Genomic DNA, 16,589 nt, shown 5'->3' on the forward strand with positions numbered 1-16,589 from the left:
GTGAGAAAGACCCAGGCTCGGTCGTGCGGAACATCCGCCAGAGACTCGCTACGGCCCCTAACGCGCGGCTCCGGGGTCAAGGGCGGGCCGCAGGCCCGTCGCATAGCGATCGTGAGTCGAGCGCGTTGCTGAACTGAGCGACCTCGCAACGCGGGTCAAGTGAGTAGGCGTCTTCTCGGTCGTGGGTGTTGTCACGGCTGCCGATGACGGGTGCGGGAACCCCGGACTACTGTCGGAGACATGGCGAACCGGCTTGCGAACGCGACCAGCCCCTACCTGCTCCAGCACGCCGACAACCCGGTCGACTGGTGGCCCTGGTCGCCCGAGGCGTTCACCGAGGCGCGGCGGCGGGACGTGCCGGTGCTGCTGTCCGTCGGCTACGCGGCCTGCCACTGGTGCCACGTGATGGCGCACGAATCGTTCGAGGACGCGGAAATCGCGCGGGTGATGAACGAGAACTTCGTGAACGTCAAGGTGGACCGCGAGGAGCGGCCGGACATCGACTCCGTCTACATGGAGGCCACCCAGGCGATGACCGGGCAGGGCGGCTGGCCGATGACCTGCTTCCTCACCCCGGACGGCGAACCCTTCCACTGCGGCACCTACTACCCGGCGCAGCCGATGTCCGGCATGCCGTCGTTCGGTCAACTGCTGCACGCCGTGGCGCAGGCATGGAGCGGTCGCGGCGAGGATGTCCGGAAGGCCGCCACGCGGGTGGTGGCGCAGCTGGCCGCGCAGCGCGCCCCGCTCCCGGAGTCCATTTTGGACGAAGATGTGCTGGCCGGTGCGGTTTCCCGGCTGCACGCGGAATTCGACGCGGTCCATGGCGGATTTGGCGGTGCGCCGAAGTTCCCGCCGTCGATGGTGCTGGAGTTCCTGCTGCGCCACCACGAGCGGGTCGGCATTCCGGAGGACGGTCACTCCGCGCTGGAGCTCGCCGAAGCCACCTGCTCGGCGATGGCCCGCGGCGGCATCTACGACCAGCTGGCGGGTGGCTTCGCGCGCTACAGCGTCGACTCCGCGTGGGTGGTGCCCCACTTCGAGAAGATGTTGTACGACAACGCCTTGCTGCTCCGGACGTACGTGCACCTCGCCCGGCTCGGCGACTCGCTCGGCGAGCGGGTGGCCCGCGAGACGGCCGAGTTCCTGCTGCACGACCTGCGGACGCCGGAAGGCGGCTTCGCGGCTTCGCTGGACGCCGACACCGAAGGGGTCGAAGGGCTGACCTACGTGTGGACGCCGGACCAGTTGCGGGAGGTCCTCGGCCCGGTCGACGGGGAATGGGCGGCGCAGCTGTTCGAGGTCACCGAGGCGGGCACCTTCGAGAACGGCGCGTCGACGCTGCAGCTCAAGCACGACCCCGACGACCCGGCCCGCTGGCGGCGGGTGCGCGACAGCCTCCGCGAAGCCCGCGACCAGCGCCCGCAGCCGGGCAAGGACGACAAGGTCGTCACCGCCTGGAACGGCATGGCGATCACCGCGCTGGCCGAGGCGGCCGAGGTGCTCGACGAACCGCGCTGGCTCGACGCGGCGGCGAAGGCGGCGGAGCTGTTGCTGGAGCGGCACCTGATCGACGACCGGTTGCGGCGCACATCCCGAGACGGCGTGGTCGGAACGGCCGCCGGAGTGCTGGACGACTACGGCTGCTTCGCCGACGGACTACTCGCGTTGCACCAGGCGACCGGCGAGCCGCGCTGGCTCGAAGCGGCGTGCTCGCTGCTGGACACGGCCCTGGAGCAGTTCGCCGACGCCGACCACCCGGGCATGTTTCACGACACCGCGGCCGACGCCGAATCCCTCGTCCGCCGCCCCTCCGACCCCACCGACAACGCCAGCCCCGCCGGGGCCTCGGCTATCGCCTCGGCCCTGCTCACCGCTGCCGCGCTCGCCGGCCCGGACGCCACCGCGCGCTACCGCGCCGCGGCGGAGCGGGCGCTCGCCCGTGCCGGGCTCCTCGCGCAGCGCGCTCCCCGCTTCGCGGGTCACTGGCTCAGCGTCGCCGAGGCTCGCGCCCACGGCCCGCTCCAGGTCGCGGTGGTCGGCGAAGCCGACGACGCCGACCGGGCGGCGCTGCTCGCCGCGGCGCGGCGGAGCGTCCCGGGCGGAGCCGTGGCGCTGGCCGGAAAGCCGGAGGCGAGCCGGGTGCCGCTGCTGGCGGGGCGGCCGCTGGTCGGCGGAGCCGCCGCGGCGTACGTGTGCCGCGGCTACGTTTGCGACCGCCCGGTCACCACGGCCGAAGACCTCATCGATTCCCTGACCCGCTGAGGGCGCCGTGAGTCTTCTGTGTCGCTCTAGCTGCCCAAGGACTCACGGCGCCGCGCCGGCCGGTTTCGCTGCGGGCCAAACGGCAACCCTCCCACCTGCGATGTAACTGTGTAATTATGTAATCGGGAGGTGGGAGTCATGTATTCGAGGTTTGGTCGAACGGCTCGCGGTCGAGGTCGGGGAGGTCCGCCGTCTGCGGGTGGCGGGCGGCGCAGCGAGCCGCCGACGGCCGAGGACGCCAAGGCGTGGTTCACCGGGCGGCTGCCCGAGGGGTGGTTCAGCGGTGGCCCGGCCGTCACCGTGGACCGCGAGGAGATCCTGGTGGTCGGCGAACTGCCGCCGGTGGGCGGCGAATTCGCCGACGACGCCGAGCGCGCCGCCGCGGAGAACGGCCGGATCGCGCGCTTCCGCGAGGAGACCCGCGACGAGCGGATCGAGATCGCCCGTCAAGCGGAGCACCGCTACGGCCGCAAGGTCGCCTGGGGTGCCCGGCTCGGCGACACCGAGGAGCTGTTCACCACGCTATCCGTGCCGGTGATGACCCGGCTCCACCAGCCCGAGCGCATGGTGCTGGACACGCTCGTGGACGCGGGGGTGGCCCGGTCCCGCTCCGAGGCGTTGGCCTGGGCGGTGCGGCTGGTCGGCCAGCACACCGAGGACTGGCTGGGCGAACTCCGCGAAGCCCTGTCCAAGGTCGACGAACTGCGCAACCGCGGCCCGGAGCCGGTTCGTGAGTGCGAAAACCGGCTCTGACCCGTTTTCGCACTCACGACTTCCAGCCACCCGCACCGCCACGCAAAACGACCCCGGCGACATTCCTATGCGTAAAGCGCGAGCCCCTATGCGTAGAGCGCGAGCCAGATCGCGATGTGGTGGCAGATCGCGGCCAGCGACACCGCCGCGTGGAAGAACTCGTGGTAGCCGAAGGTCTTCGGCCACAGGTCTGGCCACCGGGTCGCGTAAAAGATCGCGCCCGCCGTGTACATCAGCCCGCCGGCGATCAGCAACACAAGCACCGCGATCCCGGCGTTGTGCAGCAGGTCGGGGAACACGAACACCGCGACCCACCCCAGCGCGATGTAGACCGGCACGCCCACCCAGCGCGGTGCGTTGGGCCAGGCGAGCTTCAGGATCACGCCGCCCAGCGCGCCACCCCAGACGACGGCGAGCACCACCGCACCCGTCGTGGGCCGCATGGCCACCATCGCGAACGGCGTGTAGGTGCCCGCGATGAACAGGAAGATCATCGAGTGGTCGAGCCGCCGCATCCAGGTGCGCGCCCCGATCGTCTTCCAGGTCTTGCGGTGGTAGAGAGCGCTGACGCCGAACAGGCCCAGCACGGTCGCGACGTAAATGGAGGTGCCCACGGCGGCGGCGGCCGACACGGTCGAGGCTGCGAGGGCGATCAACGTGGCACCGGCGGCAACTGACACCACCAGCGACCAGAAGTGGATCCAGCCGCGCATCCGCGGTTTCACGAATGCGGTCGAGCGGCGAGCGGAGAGGGCGCTAGTCACACATCGAGGTTACGGGACCGTAGGTTCGCGGCCAGGGGTCGCACGGGCGACGTGGTCAACAGCACCGGCGCTCCGCCGTGCGTGCAAGTCGGCCACCTGGGGTTCCGCAGCCGAGCGGGCCGCGGTGCGTTCCCGGCGTGATCCGCGCGGCACTTCGGACTGCGGCACTTCGGACTGAGGTGGGGGGCCGCGCGGCTTCGGGATCCGCGTAGGCTCATCGGGCGTGGCGCTCAAGGTTCGGTTGAAAGAACTCATCTACGACCTGTACGAGCGGCGGCTACGCCGGAAGCTCGACGGGTTGCAACATCCCAGGCACGTCGGCGTCATCCTGGACGGCAACCGTAGGTGGGCCAAGGAGGCCGGCCTGGACGCCGCCCACGGCCACCGTGCCGGCGCCCGCAAGATCGCCGAACTGCTCGGCTGGTGCGAAGAGGCCGAGGTCGAGGTCGTCACGCTGTGGCTGCTGTCCACCGACAACCTCAACCGCACCCCCGACGAGCTGAACGCTCTGATGGAGATCATCGCCGGGGTGGTGGACCGGCTCACCGACCCGGCCACGCCGTGGCGGGTGCGGATCGTCGGCGCCCTCGACGTGCTGCCCACCGAGACCGCCGCGCGGCTGTCCGCCGCCGCACTGCGGACCAAGGGCCGCACGGGCATGCAGGTCAACGTCGCGGTCGGCTACGGAGGGCGCCGGGAGATCGCCGACGCGGTGCGCAAGCTGCTGCAGAAGCACGCCGAAGTCGGCACCACGATCGAGGAGCTGGCGGAGGTCCTCACCGTCGACCACATCGCCGAGCACCTCTACACCTCCGGGCAACCCGACCCCGACCTGCTGATCCGCACCTCGGGGGAGCAGCGCCTGTCCGGGTTCATGCTGTGGCAGTCGGCGCACTCCGAGTTCTGGTTCACCGAGGCGTACTGGCCCGCCTTCCGCCGGGTCGACTTCCTCCGCGCGCTCCGCGACTACGCGGTCCGGCACCGCCGCTTCGGCGGCTGACCCCGACAAGCGGAAAGGCCAGGTCGTAGAGACCTGGCCTTTCCCGTGCGCTGCTCTCGGTCAGCTGACCTTGGGGTGGTCGACGATCGGGGCGTTGATGCAGTTGTTGAGCTGCGGCGACGCGATCGGCACGACCGCGCCGGCCACGGCGATGTTGTTGCCGCAGGCCTGAACCGGCAGGACGCTGATGTTGTTGTCGTTCGCGATGTTGATGCCGTCGTTGTCGGCGCTGTCGGCGTTGGCGACGGGGGCCAGGGCCAGCAGCCCGGCGGCGGCACCGGCGACGATCGCTGCCTGCTTGAACACTTGGTTCACTCTCCTCTGTTAACCGCGCTATTCGGAGTTCACACCCCGGCGAACTTCGGGAAAGTCCGCGAGGTGGCAATGGAGTCTGGCTTGTTCCGGCTGAAAAGCTACCTGCGACGTGCCGGATGCCCAAACTCGCTAACACTATTGTGTGAACGCGAATCTCGTATTCGCACGTGGCGACGTGCAATTGCGCGGCGAGAACCTCCCGGCCCGGCGATTGCGCGCAAAAAGGAGCGTCGGGGGTAGCCCCGACGCCCCTTTTCGGCGTCTGATTCCGCGTACCGGATGCAGCTGTTTCGGCTTCGGTCAGCTGACCTTGGCGTGGTCGACGATCGGGGCGTTGACGCAGTTGCTGAGCTGCGGCGACGCGATCGGCACGACCGCGCCGGCCACGGCGATGTTGTTGCCGCAGGCCTGAACCGGCAGGACGCTGATGTTGTTGTCGTTCGCGATGTTGATGCCGTCGTTGTCGGCGCTGTCGGCGTTGGCGACGGGGGCCAGGGCCAGCAGCCCGGCGGCGGCACCGGCGACGATCGCAGCCTTCTTAAGCACTTTGTTGCTCCTTGTTGGATGGGATGAAGAGTGCGCTCCTTCCCCGGCCGCGCACCCCATAAGTTCAGCCGGGAGGGGGCGCACTCGGCGTGAAAGATATCCAGGCAAACCGAAGAAAAAACACCTCGTTAACACCATCGTGTGATCACTTGTGTCATGTCGCACAGTTTTCGTTGCGACGGCAAATTGTGTGTGGTTTCGGTTGCCCGGGAAACGAGCCCAGTGGTCCGCGCGCGCAAGTGCCCGGCGTAGTGTCCCGATATGGACTCCGAAGCGCTCGTGACCGAATACGTGCTCCTCGGGCTCAGATTCGATCGGCTCGTCCCGGGATTCGTGGATTCCTTCACCGGGGACCCGGCGCTGCGCCGGCGGGTGCAGGACGAGTCGCGTCCCGACCCGGCGCGGCTGACCGCCGACGCGCAGCGGCTGCGCGCCGCGCTGCCGGAGTCCGGACTGGCCGAGCCGCGCCGCCGGTTCCTCGCCGCGCAGCTGACGGCGCTGGAGTGCTCCGGGCGCGGGCTGGCCGGCGAGCAGCTGCCGTTCCCGGCCGAGGTCGAGGCCTATTTCCAGGTCACGCCGGTGCTCGGTGATCAGGACGAGTACCGCGAGGCGCACCGCGAGCTGGCCGAGGTGCTGCCGGGCCGGGGCCCGCTGCCCGCGCGCCTGAACGCCGTCCGAAGCCGGGATGCGGTGCCGGCCACGCGGCTCACGGTCTGCGTCCAAGCGCTTTCCAGCGCGCTGCGCGACCGCGTTCGGCGCGAGTTCGGCCTGCCGGTCCAGGAGGTCGTCGAGTACCAGATCGTCACCGACAAGCCGTGGAGCGGCTTCAACCACTACCTCGGCGAGTACCGGTCGCGGGTGGCCGTGAACGCCGACGTCGGGCACCGGGCCGCGAACCTGCCGCAGCTCGTGGCGCACGAGTCCTACCCGGGTCACCACACGGAGCACTGCCGCAAGGAGGCCGGGCTGGCGATCCGGGACGCACAGGACGAGCACACGATCTTCCTGGTCAACACGCCGCAGTGCCTGATGGCCGAGGGCCTGGCCGACCTCGGGCTGCACGCCGCGGTGGGACCGGGCTGGGGGCCGTGGGCGGCGGAGATCTTCGCGGACCTGGGCATCTGGATGGACGGCGAGCTGGCGGAGCGGATGGAGATCGCGATGAGCCGCCTGCTGACGGTCCGCCAGGACGCCCTGCTGATGCTGTATGACGGCGGCGCGGACGACGCCGAGGTGGCTGCCTACCTGCAACGCTGGTTGCTGATGCCGGACCAGCGGGCCCGGCACCTGGTGCGGTTCATGCGGGATCCGCTGTGGCGCGCCTACACCACCACTTACGTCGAGGGCTACCGGCTGCTGCGCCGGTGGCTGGAGAACCGGCCGGCGGGCACTTCGAGCACCGATCGTTTTCGCCGGCTGCTTGACGAACCGCTGGTTCCGGAGTCCGTCCGGGCGGAGCTGGCGGCCAGAGTCTGATCCGTTCACCCGACGAAGATCACCCATCCGGTGGAGTGTTGATCACGTGGAGTGCCTTAATGGGAGGTGCTCCGCGGCGGCCGCCGAAGCTGGTCTGACCTGCCGCCGAACGGTGTTCCGCGCCCGTTCGACGCCGTCGGCAAGTCCGTGACCTGCACGGATTCCGAGGCACATGAAGAGAAATCGACGATTCGGCGAATCACCTGTGTGGCTGCCTGCCGAGACGCAATCTCGCAGGTAGCGTGCGCTGTTGACGGGCCGTTCCAATCGCAAGTCCGTACGTGGCCCGTCCGGGAGGCCCTGATCGTGGCTGTTGGCTGGAGCGGACGGTTACCACGTCCACCTTGGTCGCGAAGGGCCGGTACCTGGCCCCTGCGGCCACGGCGGACGATCCGGTCCGGCCGGGGCGCGACGGGGCCAGGCCCGGCCCGCCGACGAGCGGGTGTGCATGCCACGCCCGCGAGGGAGTAGCCGTGACCGCACGACGTTCCCAGCCTCCAGCGGAGATCCCAGCCCGTAGCGGCGAGTCCGCGAGCACCGCGCAAGCCGGCGGCAGCGAGATCCGGACCTACGTCCTGGACACCTCGGTGCTGCTGTCCGATCCGTGGGCGATGTCCCGCTTCGCCGAGCACAACGTCGTGCTCCCGGTGGTGGTCATCAGCGAGCTGGAGGGCAAACGCCACCACCCCGAACTCGGCTGGTTTGCCAGAGAAGCCCTCCGCGCCCTCGACGACCTGCGGATCCAGCACGGGCAGCTGGACAAACCGGTTCCCGTCGGCGAGAACGGGGGCAGCCTGCACGTCGAGCTCAACCACTCCGACCCGCGGGTGCTGCCGCCGGGGTTCCGCACGGACTCCAACGACGCCCGCATCCTGGCCTGCTCGTTGAACCTGGCCGCCGAAGGGCACCGGGTCACGCTGGTCACCAAGGACATGCCGCTGCGGGTCAAGGCCGCAGCCGTGGCCCTGGACGCCGAGGAGTACCGCGCGCAGGACGTGGTGCCGTCGGGGTGGACCGGAATGGCCGACGTCGAGGTGCCGCCGAATTCGATGGACGTCCTATTCAAGGACGGGATCGCCGACCTCGACGAGGCCCGGGATCTGCCGCCGAACACCGGGGTGCGGCTGCTGTCCGGCTCGCAGAGCGCGCTGGGCCGAGTGACCGCGGACAAACAGGTCAGGTTGGTGCGCGGCGACCGGGAGGCGTTCGGCCTGCACGGCCGCTCCGCCGAGCAGCGGATCGCGTTGGAGCTCTTGCTCGACCCCGGCATCGGGATCGTTTCGCTGGGCGGTCGGGCCGGTACGGGCAAGTCCGCGCTCGCGCTGTGCGCGGGCCTGGAGTCGGTGCTGGAGCGGCAGCAGCACCGCAAGGTCGTGGTGTTCCGGCCGGTGTACGCCGTCGGCGGTCAGGAACTCGGCTACCTGCCGGGGACCGAGAACGAGAAGATGGCGCCGTGGGCGCAGGCGGTGTTCGACACCCTCGGCGCGCTGGCCAGCGAGAACGTGCTGGACGAGGTGATGGACCGCGGGATGCTGGAGGTCCTGCCGCTGACCCACATCCGGGGCCGGTCGCTGCACGACTCGTTCGTGATCGTCGACGAGGCGCAGTCGCTGGAGCGCAACGTGCTGCTCACGGTGCTGTCCAGGCTGGGCGCGAACTCCAGGGTGGTGCTCACCCACGACGTCGCCCAGCGCGACAACCTCCGGGTGGGCCGTCACGACGGGGTGGCGGCGGTGATCGAGAAGCTCAAGGGCCACCCGCTGTTCGCCCACGTCACCCTCACCCGCTCGGAACGCTCGCCGATCGCGGCCCTCGTGACCGAACTCCTGGAAGGCGATTTCACCCCGTAGAAGATGAGGTGCGGGACACCCGTGACCAAGCGACTCGGGCACGGGTGCCCCGCACGCCTCACCACAGCGGGTTCGAGGTCACCAGCCGGTGGGCAGCGGGCGGCCCTCGGCGAAGCCGGCCGCGGACTGGATGCCGACCAAGGCGCGCTCGTAGAACTCCTCCAGGCTGCGGGCGCCGGCGTAGGTGCAGGACGAGCGGAGACCGGACGTGATCTGGTCCAGCAGGTCCTCGACGCTCGGCCGCTGCGGGTCCAGACGCATCCGGGAGCTGGAGATCCCCTCCTCGAACAGCGCCTTGCGGGCCTGGTCGAACGCGCTGTCGGTGCGGGTCCGGGCGGACACGGCGCGCTTGGACGCCATGCCGAAGGACTCCTTGTAGGCCCGGCCGTGCTCGTCGCGCTGCAGGTCACCGGGCGACTCGTAGGTGCCCGCGAACCACGAGCCGACCATCACCGACGCCGCACCGGCGGCCAGCGCCAGCGCCACGTCGCGCGGGTGCCGGACACCGCCGTCGGCCCAGACGTGCTTGCCGAGCTTGCGCGCCTCCGCGGCGCATTCGGCGACCGCCGAGAACTGCGGCCGGCCGACACCGGTCATCATCCGCGTCGTGCACATGGCGCCCGGCCCGACACCGACCTTGATCACGTCGGCGCCCGCCTCGACGAGGTCGCGCACGCCCTCGGCGGTCACCACGTTCCCGGCCACCACCGGAACGTTCGGGCTCGCCGACCGGACCGCGCCCAGCGCGGCGATCATCTTCTCCTGGTGGCCGTGCGCGGTGTCCACGACCAGCGTGTCGACCCCGGCCTCCAGCAGCGCGGACGCCTTGGCCGCGACATCGCCGTTGACCCCGACCGCCGCGGCCACCCGCAGCCGGCCGGAGTCGTCCAGCGCCGGGGTGTAGATCTCGGCGCGCAGCGCGCCGCGGCTGGTCATGATCCCGGCCAGGCGGCCGTCGGCGTCGATGGCGATCGCCACGTTGCGGGCGTGCTGGTCCAGCTGCTCGAACACCTCGCGGGGCTTGGTCTCCAGCGGCAGCACGACCGGGTGCCGGTCGGCGACCTCCCCGACCCGCGCGAACCGGTCGACCCCGGTGCAAGCCGCCTCGTCGACGACGCCGAGCGGCCGGTTGTCGTCGTCGACGATGACAACGGCGCCGTGGGCGCGCTTGGGCAGGAGGTTGAGGGCGTCGGCGACGGCGTCATCGGCGTGCAACACCAGCGGGGTGTCCCACACGGGGTGCCGCGCCTTGACCCAGGAGGCGATCTCGGCGACCGCGCTGGGATCGACGTCTTGCGGCAGCACGACCAGGCCACCGCGCCTGGCGACGGTCTCGGCCATCCGGCGGCCGGCCACGGCGGTCATGTTGGCGACCACGATCGGCAGGGTCGCCCCGGTGCCGTCGCTGGTGGCCAGGTCCACGTCGAAGCGGGACTCGACGCCGGAGCGCCGAGGCGCCAGGAAGACGTCGTCGTAGGTCAGATCGGTGGAGGGCTCCTGCCCGTTCAAGAACTGCACGTCTCACCACCCTACGGGGTCGAACACCCCCAGGCGCCTCCCCGGACCCGCCAGGGTACCGGCCGGGTACCGGCCTCTGAGTTTCTGGACCGTGATTCAAGATCACCAGATCGGTTGTAGGTTTGGAGTTGATGTCAGCGGCCGCCCCGTTGTTATACTGGCAGCAGCCATGCTCTGTTGGGGTGTGGAAGTAAGCCGGGACCCCCCGCCGGAGGCGGGACCCCGGCCTCTGCGTTTTTCGGGGCATTCCGTGCTTCACGCAGTGCTGACTCGGATTATTCGTGCGTTGCACCCAAGCTGTTCCAAGTAGCTGCGGTCGCCTCGTTCGGCAGCCAGGGCGGCTCCACAGGCGACGTCGGGGATCCACAGCAGGGGTTCACTCCCGCCTGGCGCGAATGTGACGCGAATGCGATTCGTGATGAGACGTTTCTGCCGGCATGCGTCAACCATGTCAGTGTCGAGCTTGTTATTTCGTTCCTGGCGCGTTTCGAATGTCACGATGTCCGCGCCGAGCATTTCAATTTCTGGGAGCAGCCTTTCGAGACACTTCCGGCGCCCGCGTTCCGCGAAGAGCGGCCTCGAAGCGCCGACGACAGCCACGCTGCGCACGGTTTGAGCGCTTACGGCTTTAACGATTTCTGCCCGTCGATGCGGAGGTTCCTTGCTCCAGTGAAGCTTTCCGCCGCCTTGCTGAAGGCCATTCAGCATGCAACGGATGTCCTCGGCGTCCGTGAGGTCGACGATGCTGGCGGTGAGGATGTAGACGCCGATGGTCAGGTCGTACGACTCATCGACGTAGGCGTGGACGAACACGTGGCGTAGTGAAGCGGGAACTGCAGTTCGAGATCAAATCGATACACCCGGTGGTGATCGCGATTTCGGCGCTGCTATGTTCTTTTCGGTCACGCTCTGTTGGGGCGTGGAAGTACGCTGGGACCTCCCGCTGTATTGTGGGACCCCGGCCGCTGCGTTTTCAGGCTTCTTCCGTCAGGGGTTCGGAGGAGCTGTAGGCCTGGTAATTGCGGAAGAATCGGCTGTAGAGTTCCGTGCCGTCGTCGAAGGTGGCATCTTCGAGGGGTTTCACCTCGATGATCTGCTTCAGCTTCCAGGTGATCAGTTCGTGGTTCTCGTTCTGGTAGCTGGTTTCCTGCTGCTTGCCGTGCTCGGCAGCCTTTTCCTTCGCCTCTTCTTCGGATTCCGCCTTGAGCAGCACGAAGGATTCTTCGTAGAGCGGCTTGTGGTCGGCCGCGTCCGAAGTGGCCTCCAGGACCAGGACCGCGACGTAGTAGTCCAGCTCGATCGATCTCTTGTCCGCCTGGTACTCGCGCGGGTCGATGGTGCCCGGTCCGATGTTGATCGAGCCGATCGCGTCGAAGTCGTTGCCGCTCATGGCGTCAGGATCTCACCCGCCCGGCAGCATGGCGCGAACCGCCTCGATGCTGTCGGCCGACGCGGCGTCCTTGTCGGGCCGGTAGCGCAGGACGCGGGCGAAGCGCAGCGCGACGCCGCCGGGGTAGCGGGTGCTGGTCTGCACGCCGTCCAGTTCGATCTCCACGACGAGTTCGGGCACGACGTGGACGGTCCAGTCGTCGCGGTGGGTCTGGCGGCGCTGGAACTCCGCGGTCTGCCAGGCCAGCAGCTCGTCGGTGAGGCCCTTGAACGTCTTGCCGACCATGATCGGCGGGCCGCCGTCGGGGTCTCGCGCGCCCAGGTGGAGGTTCGACAGGTACCCGCGACGGCGGCCGTGGCCCCACTCGGCGGCGAGCACGACCAGGTCGAGGGTGTGCTCGGGCTTGACCTTCCGCCAGGACCGGCCGCGCCGCCCCGCCGCGTACACCGAGTCCAGCGCCTTGACCATGACGCCTTCGTGCCCGGCGTCCAGCGCTTCGTCGAACAATTCCGCCGCGCGTTCCGCCGACGGCGACAGGACCGCCGGAATCCGGTGCTGCGGTGCGACTTTTTCAAGCGCGTCGATGCGGTGCTGCAGCGGCCGGTCTAGCAGGTCTTCGCCGTCGACGTGCAGGCAGTCGAAGAAGTACGGGTGCAGCAGGAGATCGCGCGAGTCCTGGGCGCCGAACCGGCCCATGGTCTCCTGGAACGGCCGCGGGCGCCCGGTGGCGTCGAGCGCGAGCGTCTCGCCGTCCAGCACCACCACCCGGCAGTTCAGGCCTCGCACCAGCTCGACGAGTTCCGGCACGTTGCGGGTGATCTCGCGGAGCGTGCGGGTGTAGATGCGCACCTCTTCGCCGTCGCGGTGCACCTGGATGCGCGCACCGTCCAATTTGTACTCGACGCTGACTTCGCCGAGTTCGTCGAGCGCCGTGCCCAGGGATTCGGCGGGCGAAGCCAGCATCGGACGGACGGGCCGCCCCACCTCCAGGCGGAATTCGGCGAGCGCCGGTTCACCGCCGCGCAGCGCGGCCTCGGCGGTCGCGGGCAGCCGGCCGGAGAGCATGAAAGCCCGCCGCACGGCCTCGGTCGGGACCTTGCCCGCCGCGGCGATGGCCTCGACCATGACGCCTTCCAGCGCGCCCTGCCGGAGTTCGCCGCCGAAGAGCCGCACCAGGAACTCCTGCTCGCCGCCGGTCGCCTTGCCGAGCAGGCCGGTCAACGCCTCGGCCCGGCGCTGTCCCGAACCGGCGCCCCTGATTAGCCGCACGGCGTCGATCGCCGAGTCGACATCGATGATCGTCAGCGCGGGCTCGGGTGCGGGTTCGACGTCCAGCGCGGCCAGCGTCGACCAGCCCACCCCGGCCCGGCCGCCGGGCAGCTCACCGGCCAGCAGCGCCGTCGCCGGGCGGACCTCCTCGGCGTCGAGCCGCGCGAGCAGCCCGGCGATCGCCGCGGTCTTCGCCTTGCGGGAACGCGTCGCCGAGACCTCTCGCGAGGTCGCCACCAAATCCGCGAGCAGCACCATGCGCTCATGGTGCGTCAAGTGCCCGACATTGGAGTATCGGCGCGCGTCAGCTTGGTGGTGGGCCGGGCGGGGAGGGGCGGCCCGGCCCACCGTGGTGGTCTGGCACCTCGCGTGTCGGGGATGGGTGCCAGATCTGGTTCAGGGGTGTGGGCGCAGGTGATGTCGACCGGTGGGCATGTCCTCGAGTCGGCGTTGGACCTCGACCTAGTCGATCCGCTGCCAAACGTTCAACGCGCCATCGCCCGCGTCGCCGTGCTGCCCGCGCGGGTGCGGGGCGAACAGCGCGCCGAGGATCATCACGTTGATCAACGCCAACTTGGTCACCTGCAGCTAGAACACGGGTGTCTCCGGTCGTGAGTGCGTAACCGTGCTGGAGCGCCGGTACGCACTCACGACCAAAGTCGTGAGGTTAGGACGTGCGCGAGCTGTCCCGTGCCCAATGGCGAAAGTCCAGCCGCTCGGCCAGCGGCGGTGAGTGCGTCGAGGTCGCTCTGAACGTCCCCGGCGTGACGCAATCCGCGATTCGAAGGACCCGGACGGACCTGCGTTCGTTGTCGACCCGGCCGCATGGTCGAGTTTCTTAGCCGCGATCAAGGCCGACCGGCTCGAACCACACCGTCCGGTCATGAGCGGAGGGCACCTTCGGCGTCCAAAGGTGCCCTCCACCGGTTACTTGCCCTTGGCCATGCGGAGCACGTCGAGTGCCTCGTCCAGCTGCTCAAGGGTGAGCTTGCCCGAGTCGACGTGGCCGCGTTCCAGGACCACCTCGCGGATCGTCTTGCGCTCCTTGAGGGCCTGCTTGGCGACGGCGGCCGCCTCCTCGTAGCCGATGTAGCGGTTCAGCGGCGTGACGATCGACGGCGAACCCTCGGCGTAGGCGCGGGCCTGCTCGACGTTGACCTGCACGCCGGCGAACACCTTGTCGGCCAGCAGCCGCGACACCGCGGCCAGCAGCCGCGCGGATTCCAGCACGTTGCGCGCGATCACCGGCAGCATCACGTTGAGCTGGAAGTTGCCCTGCGAACCGGCGAACGCCACCGCCGCGTCGTTGCCGATCACCTGCGCCACCACCTGCAGGGTGGCCTCCGGGATGACCGGGTTGACCTTGCCCGGCATGATCGACGAGCCCGGCTGCAGGTCCGGCAGCGCCAGCTCGGCCAGCCCGGTGCGCGGGCCGGAGCCCAGCCAGCGCAGGTCGTTGGCGATCTTGGTCAGGCTCACCGCGACGGTGCGCAGGTCGCCGGAGATCTCCACCACCGAGTCCTGCGCGGCCTGCGCCTCGAAGTGGTCGCGGGCTTCGGTCAGCGGCAGGCCGGTGACCTCCGCCAGTTCCGCGGCGACCGCCGCGCCGAAGCCGGTGGGCGCGTTGAGGCCCGATCCGACCGCGGTGCCGCCGATCGGCAGTTCGCCGAGCCGCGGCAGGCCGCCCCGCAGCCGCTCGACCCCGTAGCGCACCTGCGAGGCCCACGCGCCGGCCTCCTGGGCCAGCGTGATCGGCACGGCGTCCATCAGGTGCGTGCGGCCGGACTTGACCACCTCGGTCCACTGCGCGGCGCGGCCCTCGATGGTCGTCGCGAGATGCTCCAGCGCCGGGATGACGTCGGTGAGCACCGCCTCGGTGGCCGCGACGTGGATGGTCGTCGGGAAGGTGTCGTTGGACGACTGCGAGGCGTTGACGTGGTCGTTGGGGTGCACGTCGCGGCCGAGGCGCCGGGATGCCAGGGTCGCGATGACCTCGTTGGCGTTCATGTTCGACGACGTGCCGGAGCCGGTCTGGAACACGTCGATCGGGAAGTGCTCGTCGTGGGCGCCCTCGGCGACCTCGTCGGCCGCCGCGGCGATCGCCTCGGTCACGTCGGCGTCCAGCACCCCGAGCCGGCCGTTGACCCGAGCCGCCGCCGCCTTCAGCAGACCTAGCGCGCGGATCTGCGCGCGCTCCAAGCCCCGGCCGGAGATCGGGAAGTTCTCCACGGCCCGCTGGGTCTGCGCCCGGTACAGGGCGTCGGCGGGCACCCGCACCTCGCCCATCGTGTCGTGTTCGATCCGGTATTCAGCCATGTCGAAAGTGTCCCGCCGAAAGGTGCTCGCGGTCAGCGTGGCCCGCCCCACTCGGCGGTGGATCTGTGGCCCGGCGCACGCGAGAAGTCCGCACTGGACCGATGAAGATGCCCGATCTCGCACCCCCGGCGATCAACGGCGGGTGAAGCGCGAGAGCGCCCTTTGCCAAGCAACTTGGCAGCCAAGCAACTTGGCAAAGGGCACCCCGCACGTGGAAATGATCAGCCAATGTTGGCGTTGATCCAGTCCTTGTAGGCCGTTGCGTCGGTGTAGATCGACGGAGCCGTGCCGCAGACCGGGATCAGGCTGCCGAGGCGGCTGGTGACGCCGGTCAGTTTCCAGTCGCCCGGCCGGCCCTCCAGCTGCGGGCCGCCCGAGTCGCCGAAGCACGCGTTGGCCAGCAGCTCGTTGCTGCCGGTGCAGATCTCGGTCGCGCCGTCGATCAGGCCCAGCGAGCACTGGCCACCGGGGACCACCTTGGTCTCCAGCTCCTGCAGCTGCGCGGGCGGTTCACCGCAGCCGCGGACCGGGCAGGTCAGGCCCCAGCCGATGATCCGCGACGGGGTGCCGGCCTCCCCGGAGGCGTCGGCGATCTCGACGGGCGTCTGCGACACCGCGTGGTCCAGCTTCAGCAGCGCGATGTCGCCGTTGGGGTTCTTGGTGGCGTAGTCCGGGTGCACCACGATCTCGGACACGCCGGCCTCGGTGCCGCCGGTGGTGTGGTCCGGGCTGCCGATCCGCAGGCCGAGGTCGGTCGGCGCGGCGTCCTGGACGCAGTGCGCGGCGGTGAGCACCCACTGCTGGTCGATCAGGGAAGCCCCGCAGCTGTGGTTCCCGGAACGCTGCAGCGATGCCATCCAGTCGTACTGCTCGGTGGCGTCGTGCCCGCCGACAATCAGCGCGCCCGGGTTGTCGACCGCGTTCGCGGTCGCGGGCAGCGTCCCCATGCTCAGCGCTGCGGCCGCGACGGCCCCGACCAGCATGGCTGTCCTCTTCACGAAATCCTCCCCGACGTGATCCCCTTTCCGGTGAACGTAAGCGGGGGGTGCTTGGACGGGTACCGCCAACTGCGGCAGCGAATTCAGCGTTCTGGCGCAGCGCGCGCCGATGATGCGGACATCGCGGAC

The 16,589-nt window shown here is 69.7% G+C and carries 14 protein-coding genes and 1 pseudogene; 6 read left to right on the forward strand and 9 right to left on the reverse strand.

Annotation, left to right across the window (positions count from 1 at the left end):
- The first annotated feature begins 240 nt into the window (after positions 1-240).
- Positions 241-2,265 (forward strand): thioredoxin domain-containing protein, encoded by a 2,025-nt coding sequence (locus tag FDZ84_RS16435; protein WP_168586631.1) that lies wholly within the window; start codon positions 241-243, stop codon positions 2,263-2,265.
- A 138-nt stretch (positions 2,266-2,403) separates the two neighbouring features.
- On the forward strand, positions 2,404-3,018 hold the full coding sequence (locus FDZ84_RS16440) for a hypothetical protein (RefSeq protein WP_168586632.1): 615 nt from the start codon (positions 2,404-2,406) through the stop codon (positions 3,016-3,018).
- An 86-nt stretch (positions 3,019-3,104) separates the two neighbouring features.
- Here the strand turns inward: FDZ84_RS16440 and FDZ84_RS16445 are convergent, their stop codons facing one another.
- Entirely contained in the window at positions 3,105-3,782 is a 678-nt protein-coding gene (locus FDZ84_RS16445) for a hemolysin III family protein (protein ID WP_168586633.1), read from the reverse strand.
- Positions 3,783-4,005: 223 nt separating this feature from the next.
- Here FDZ84_RS16445 and FDZ84_RS16450 point away from each other — a divergent pair, with 223 nt between their 5' ends.
- A complete protein-coding gene (locus tag FDZ84_RS16450) occupies positions 4,006-4,782 on the forward strand; it encodes an isoprenyl transferase (protein ID WP_168586634.1) in 777 nt (258 codons plus the stop codon).
- 60 nt (positions 4,783-4,842) lie between these two features.
- Here FDZ84_RS16450 and FDZ84_RS16455 read toward each other — a convergent pair whose 3' ends face one another.
- Together FDZ84_RS16455 and FDZ84_RS16460 are read right to left on the reverse strand one after the other, a co-directional pair.
- Positions 4,843-5,088 (reverse strand): hypothetical protein, encoded by a 246-nt coding sequence (locus FDZ84_RS16455; protein ID WP_168586635.1) that lies wholly within the window; start codon positions 5,086-5,088, stop codon positions 4,843-4,845.
- Positions 5,089-5,397: 309 nt separating this feature from the next.
- Positions 5,398-5,643 (reverse strand): hypothetical protein, encoded by a 246-nt coding sequence (locus FDZ84_RS16460; RefSeq protein WP_168586636.1) that lies wholly within the window; start codon positions 5,641-5,643, stop codon positions 5,398-5,400.
- A gap of 279 nt (positions 5,644-5,922) precedes the next feature.
- Between FDZ84_RS16460 and FDZ84_RS16465 the strand changes: the two genes are divergently transcribed.
- Positions 5,923-7,119 (forward strand): DUF885 domain-containing protein, encoded by a 1,197-nt coding sequence (locus tag FDZ84_RS16465; protein WP_246869046.1) that lies wholly within the window; start codon positions 5,923-5,925, stop codon positions 7,117-7,119.
- Positions 7,120-7,592: 473 nt separating this feature from the next.
- Positions 7,593-8,969 carry a PhoH family protein gene (locus FDZ84_RS16470; protein WP_168586638.1) on the forward strand — a complete coding sequence of 459 codons (1,377 nt, stop codon included), beginning with the start codon at positions 7,593-7,595 and terminating at the stop codon, positions 8,967-8,969.
- 78 nt (positions 8,970-9,047) lie between these two features.
- On the opposite strand, the gene FDZ84_RS16475 is transcribed toward FDZ84_RS16470, so the two are convergent.
- From FDZ84_RS16475 to FDZ84_RS16490, 4 genes are all read right to left on the reverse strand, one after another.
- Positions 9,048-10,487 (reverse strand): GuaB1 family IMP dehydrogenase-related protein, encoded by a 1,440-nt coding sequence (locus tag FDZ84_RS16475; protein ID WP_168586639.1) that lies wholly within the window; start codon positions 10,485-10,487, stop codon positions 9,048-9,050.
- 255 nt (positions 10,488-10,742) lie between these two features.
- On the reverse strand, positions 10,743-11,300 hold the full coding sequence (locus FDZ84_RS16480; RefSeq protein ID WP_168586640.1) for a hypothetical protein: 558 nt from the start codon (positions 11,298-11,300) through the stop codon (positions 10,743-10,745).
- A 160-nt stretch (positions 11,301-11,460) separates the two neighbouring features.
- Positions 11,461-11,877, reverse strand: a complete 417-nt coding sequence (locus FDZ84_RS16485) for a DUF4288 domain-containing protein (RefSeq protein WP_168586641.1) — start codon at positions 11,875-11,877, stop codon at positions 11,461-11,463.
- Positions 11,878-11,889: 12 nt separating this feature from the next.
- Complete coding sequence (locus FDZ84_RS16490) at positions 11,890-13,404, reverse strand: ATP-dependent DNA ligase (RefSeq protein ID WP_168590107.1); 1,515 nt, start codon at positions 13,402-13,404, stop codon at positions 11,890-11,892.
- Positions 13,405-13,820: 416 nt separating this feature from the next.
- Here FDZ84_RS16490 and FDZ84_RS16495 point away from each other — a divergent pair.
- Positions 13,821-13,987 (forward strand): annotated as a pseudogene (locus FDZ84_RS16495) (DUF397 domain-containing protein); the annotation flags it as partial.
- Between the two features lie 86 nt (positions 13,988-14,073).
- Here FDZ84_RS16495 and FDZ84_RS16500 read toward each other — a convergent pair.
- Positions 14,074-15,462, reverse strand: coding sequence for a class II fumarate hydratase (locus FDZ84_RS16500; RefSeq protein WP_168586642.1), 1,389 nt, complete (start codon positions 15,460-15,462; stop codon positions 14,074-14,076).
- A gap of 221 nt (positions 15,463-15,683) precedes the next feature.
- Entirely contained in the window at positions 15,684-16,445 is a 762-nt protein-coding gene (locus FDZ84_RS16505; protein ID WP_210435710.1) for a trypsin-like serine protease, read from the reverse strand.
- Between the last annotated feature and the right edge of the window lie 144 nt (positions 16,446-16,589).

Source organism: Saccharopolyspora sp. ASAGF58, from assembly GCF_012277335.1.
Taxonomy (GTDB): Bacteria; Actinomycetota; Actinomycetes; order Mycobacteriales; family Pseudonocardiaceae; genus Saccharopolyspora; species Saccharopolyspora hattusasensis.

Bases quoted from the DNA above. Each gene is read 5' to 3' on its own strand.
- FDZ84_RS16435 (WP_168586631.1), top strand. From the start codon at position 241: ATGGCGAACCGGCTTGCGAACGCGACCAGCCCCTACCTGCTCCAGCAC.
- FDZ84_RS16440 (WP_168586632.1), top strand. From the start codon at position 2,404: ATGTATTCGAGGTTTGGTCGAACGGCTCGCGGTCGAGGTCGGGGAGGT.
- FDZ84_RS16485 (WP_168586641.1), bottom strand. From the start codon at position 11,877: ATGAGCGGCAACGACTTCGACGCGATCGGCTCGATCAACATCGGACCG.
- FDZ84_RS16490 (WP_168590107.1), bottom strand. From the start codon at position 13,404: ATGGTGCTGCTCGCGGATTTGGTGGCGACCTCGCGAGAGGTCTCGGCG.
- FDZ84_RS16500 (WP_168586642.1), bottom strand. From the start codon at position 15,462: ATGGCTGAATACCGGATCGAACACGACACGATGGGCGAGGTGCGGGTG.
- FDZ84_RS16505 (WP_210435710.1), bottom strand. From the start codon at position 16,445: ATGCTGGTCGGGGCCGTCGCGGCCGCAGCGCTGAGCATGGGGACGCTG.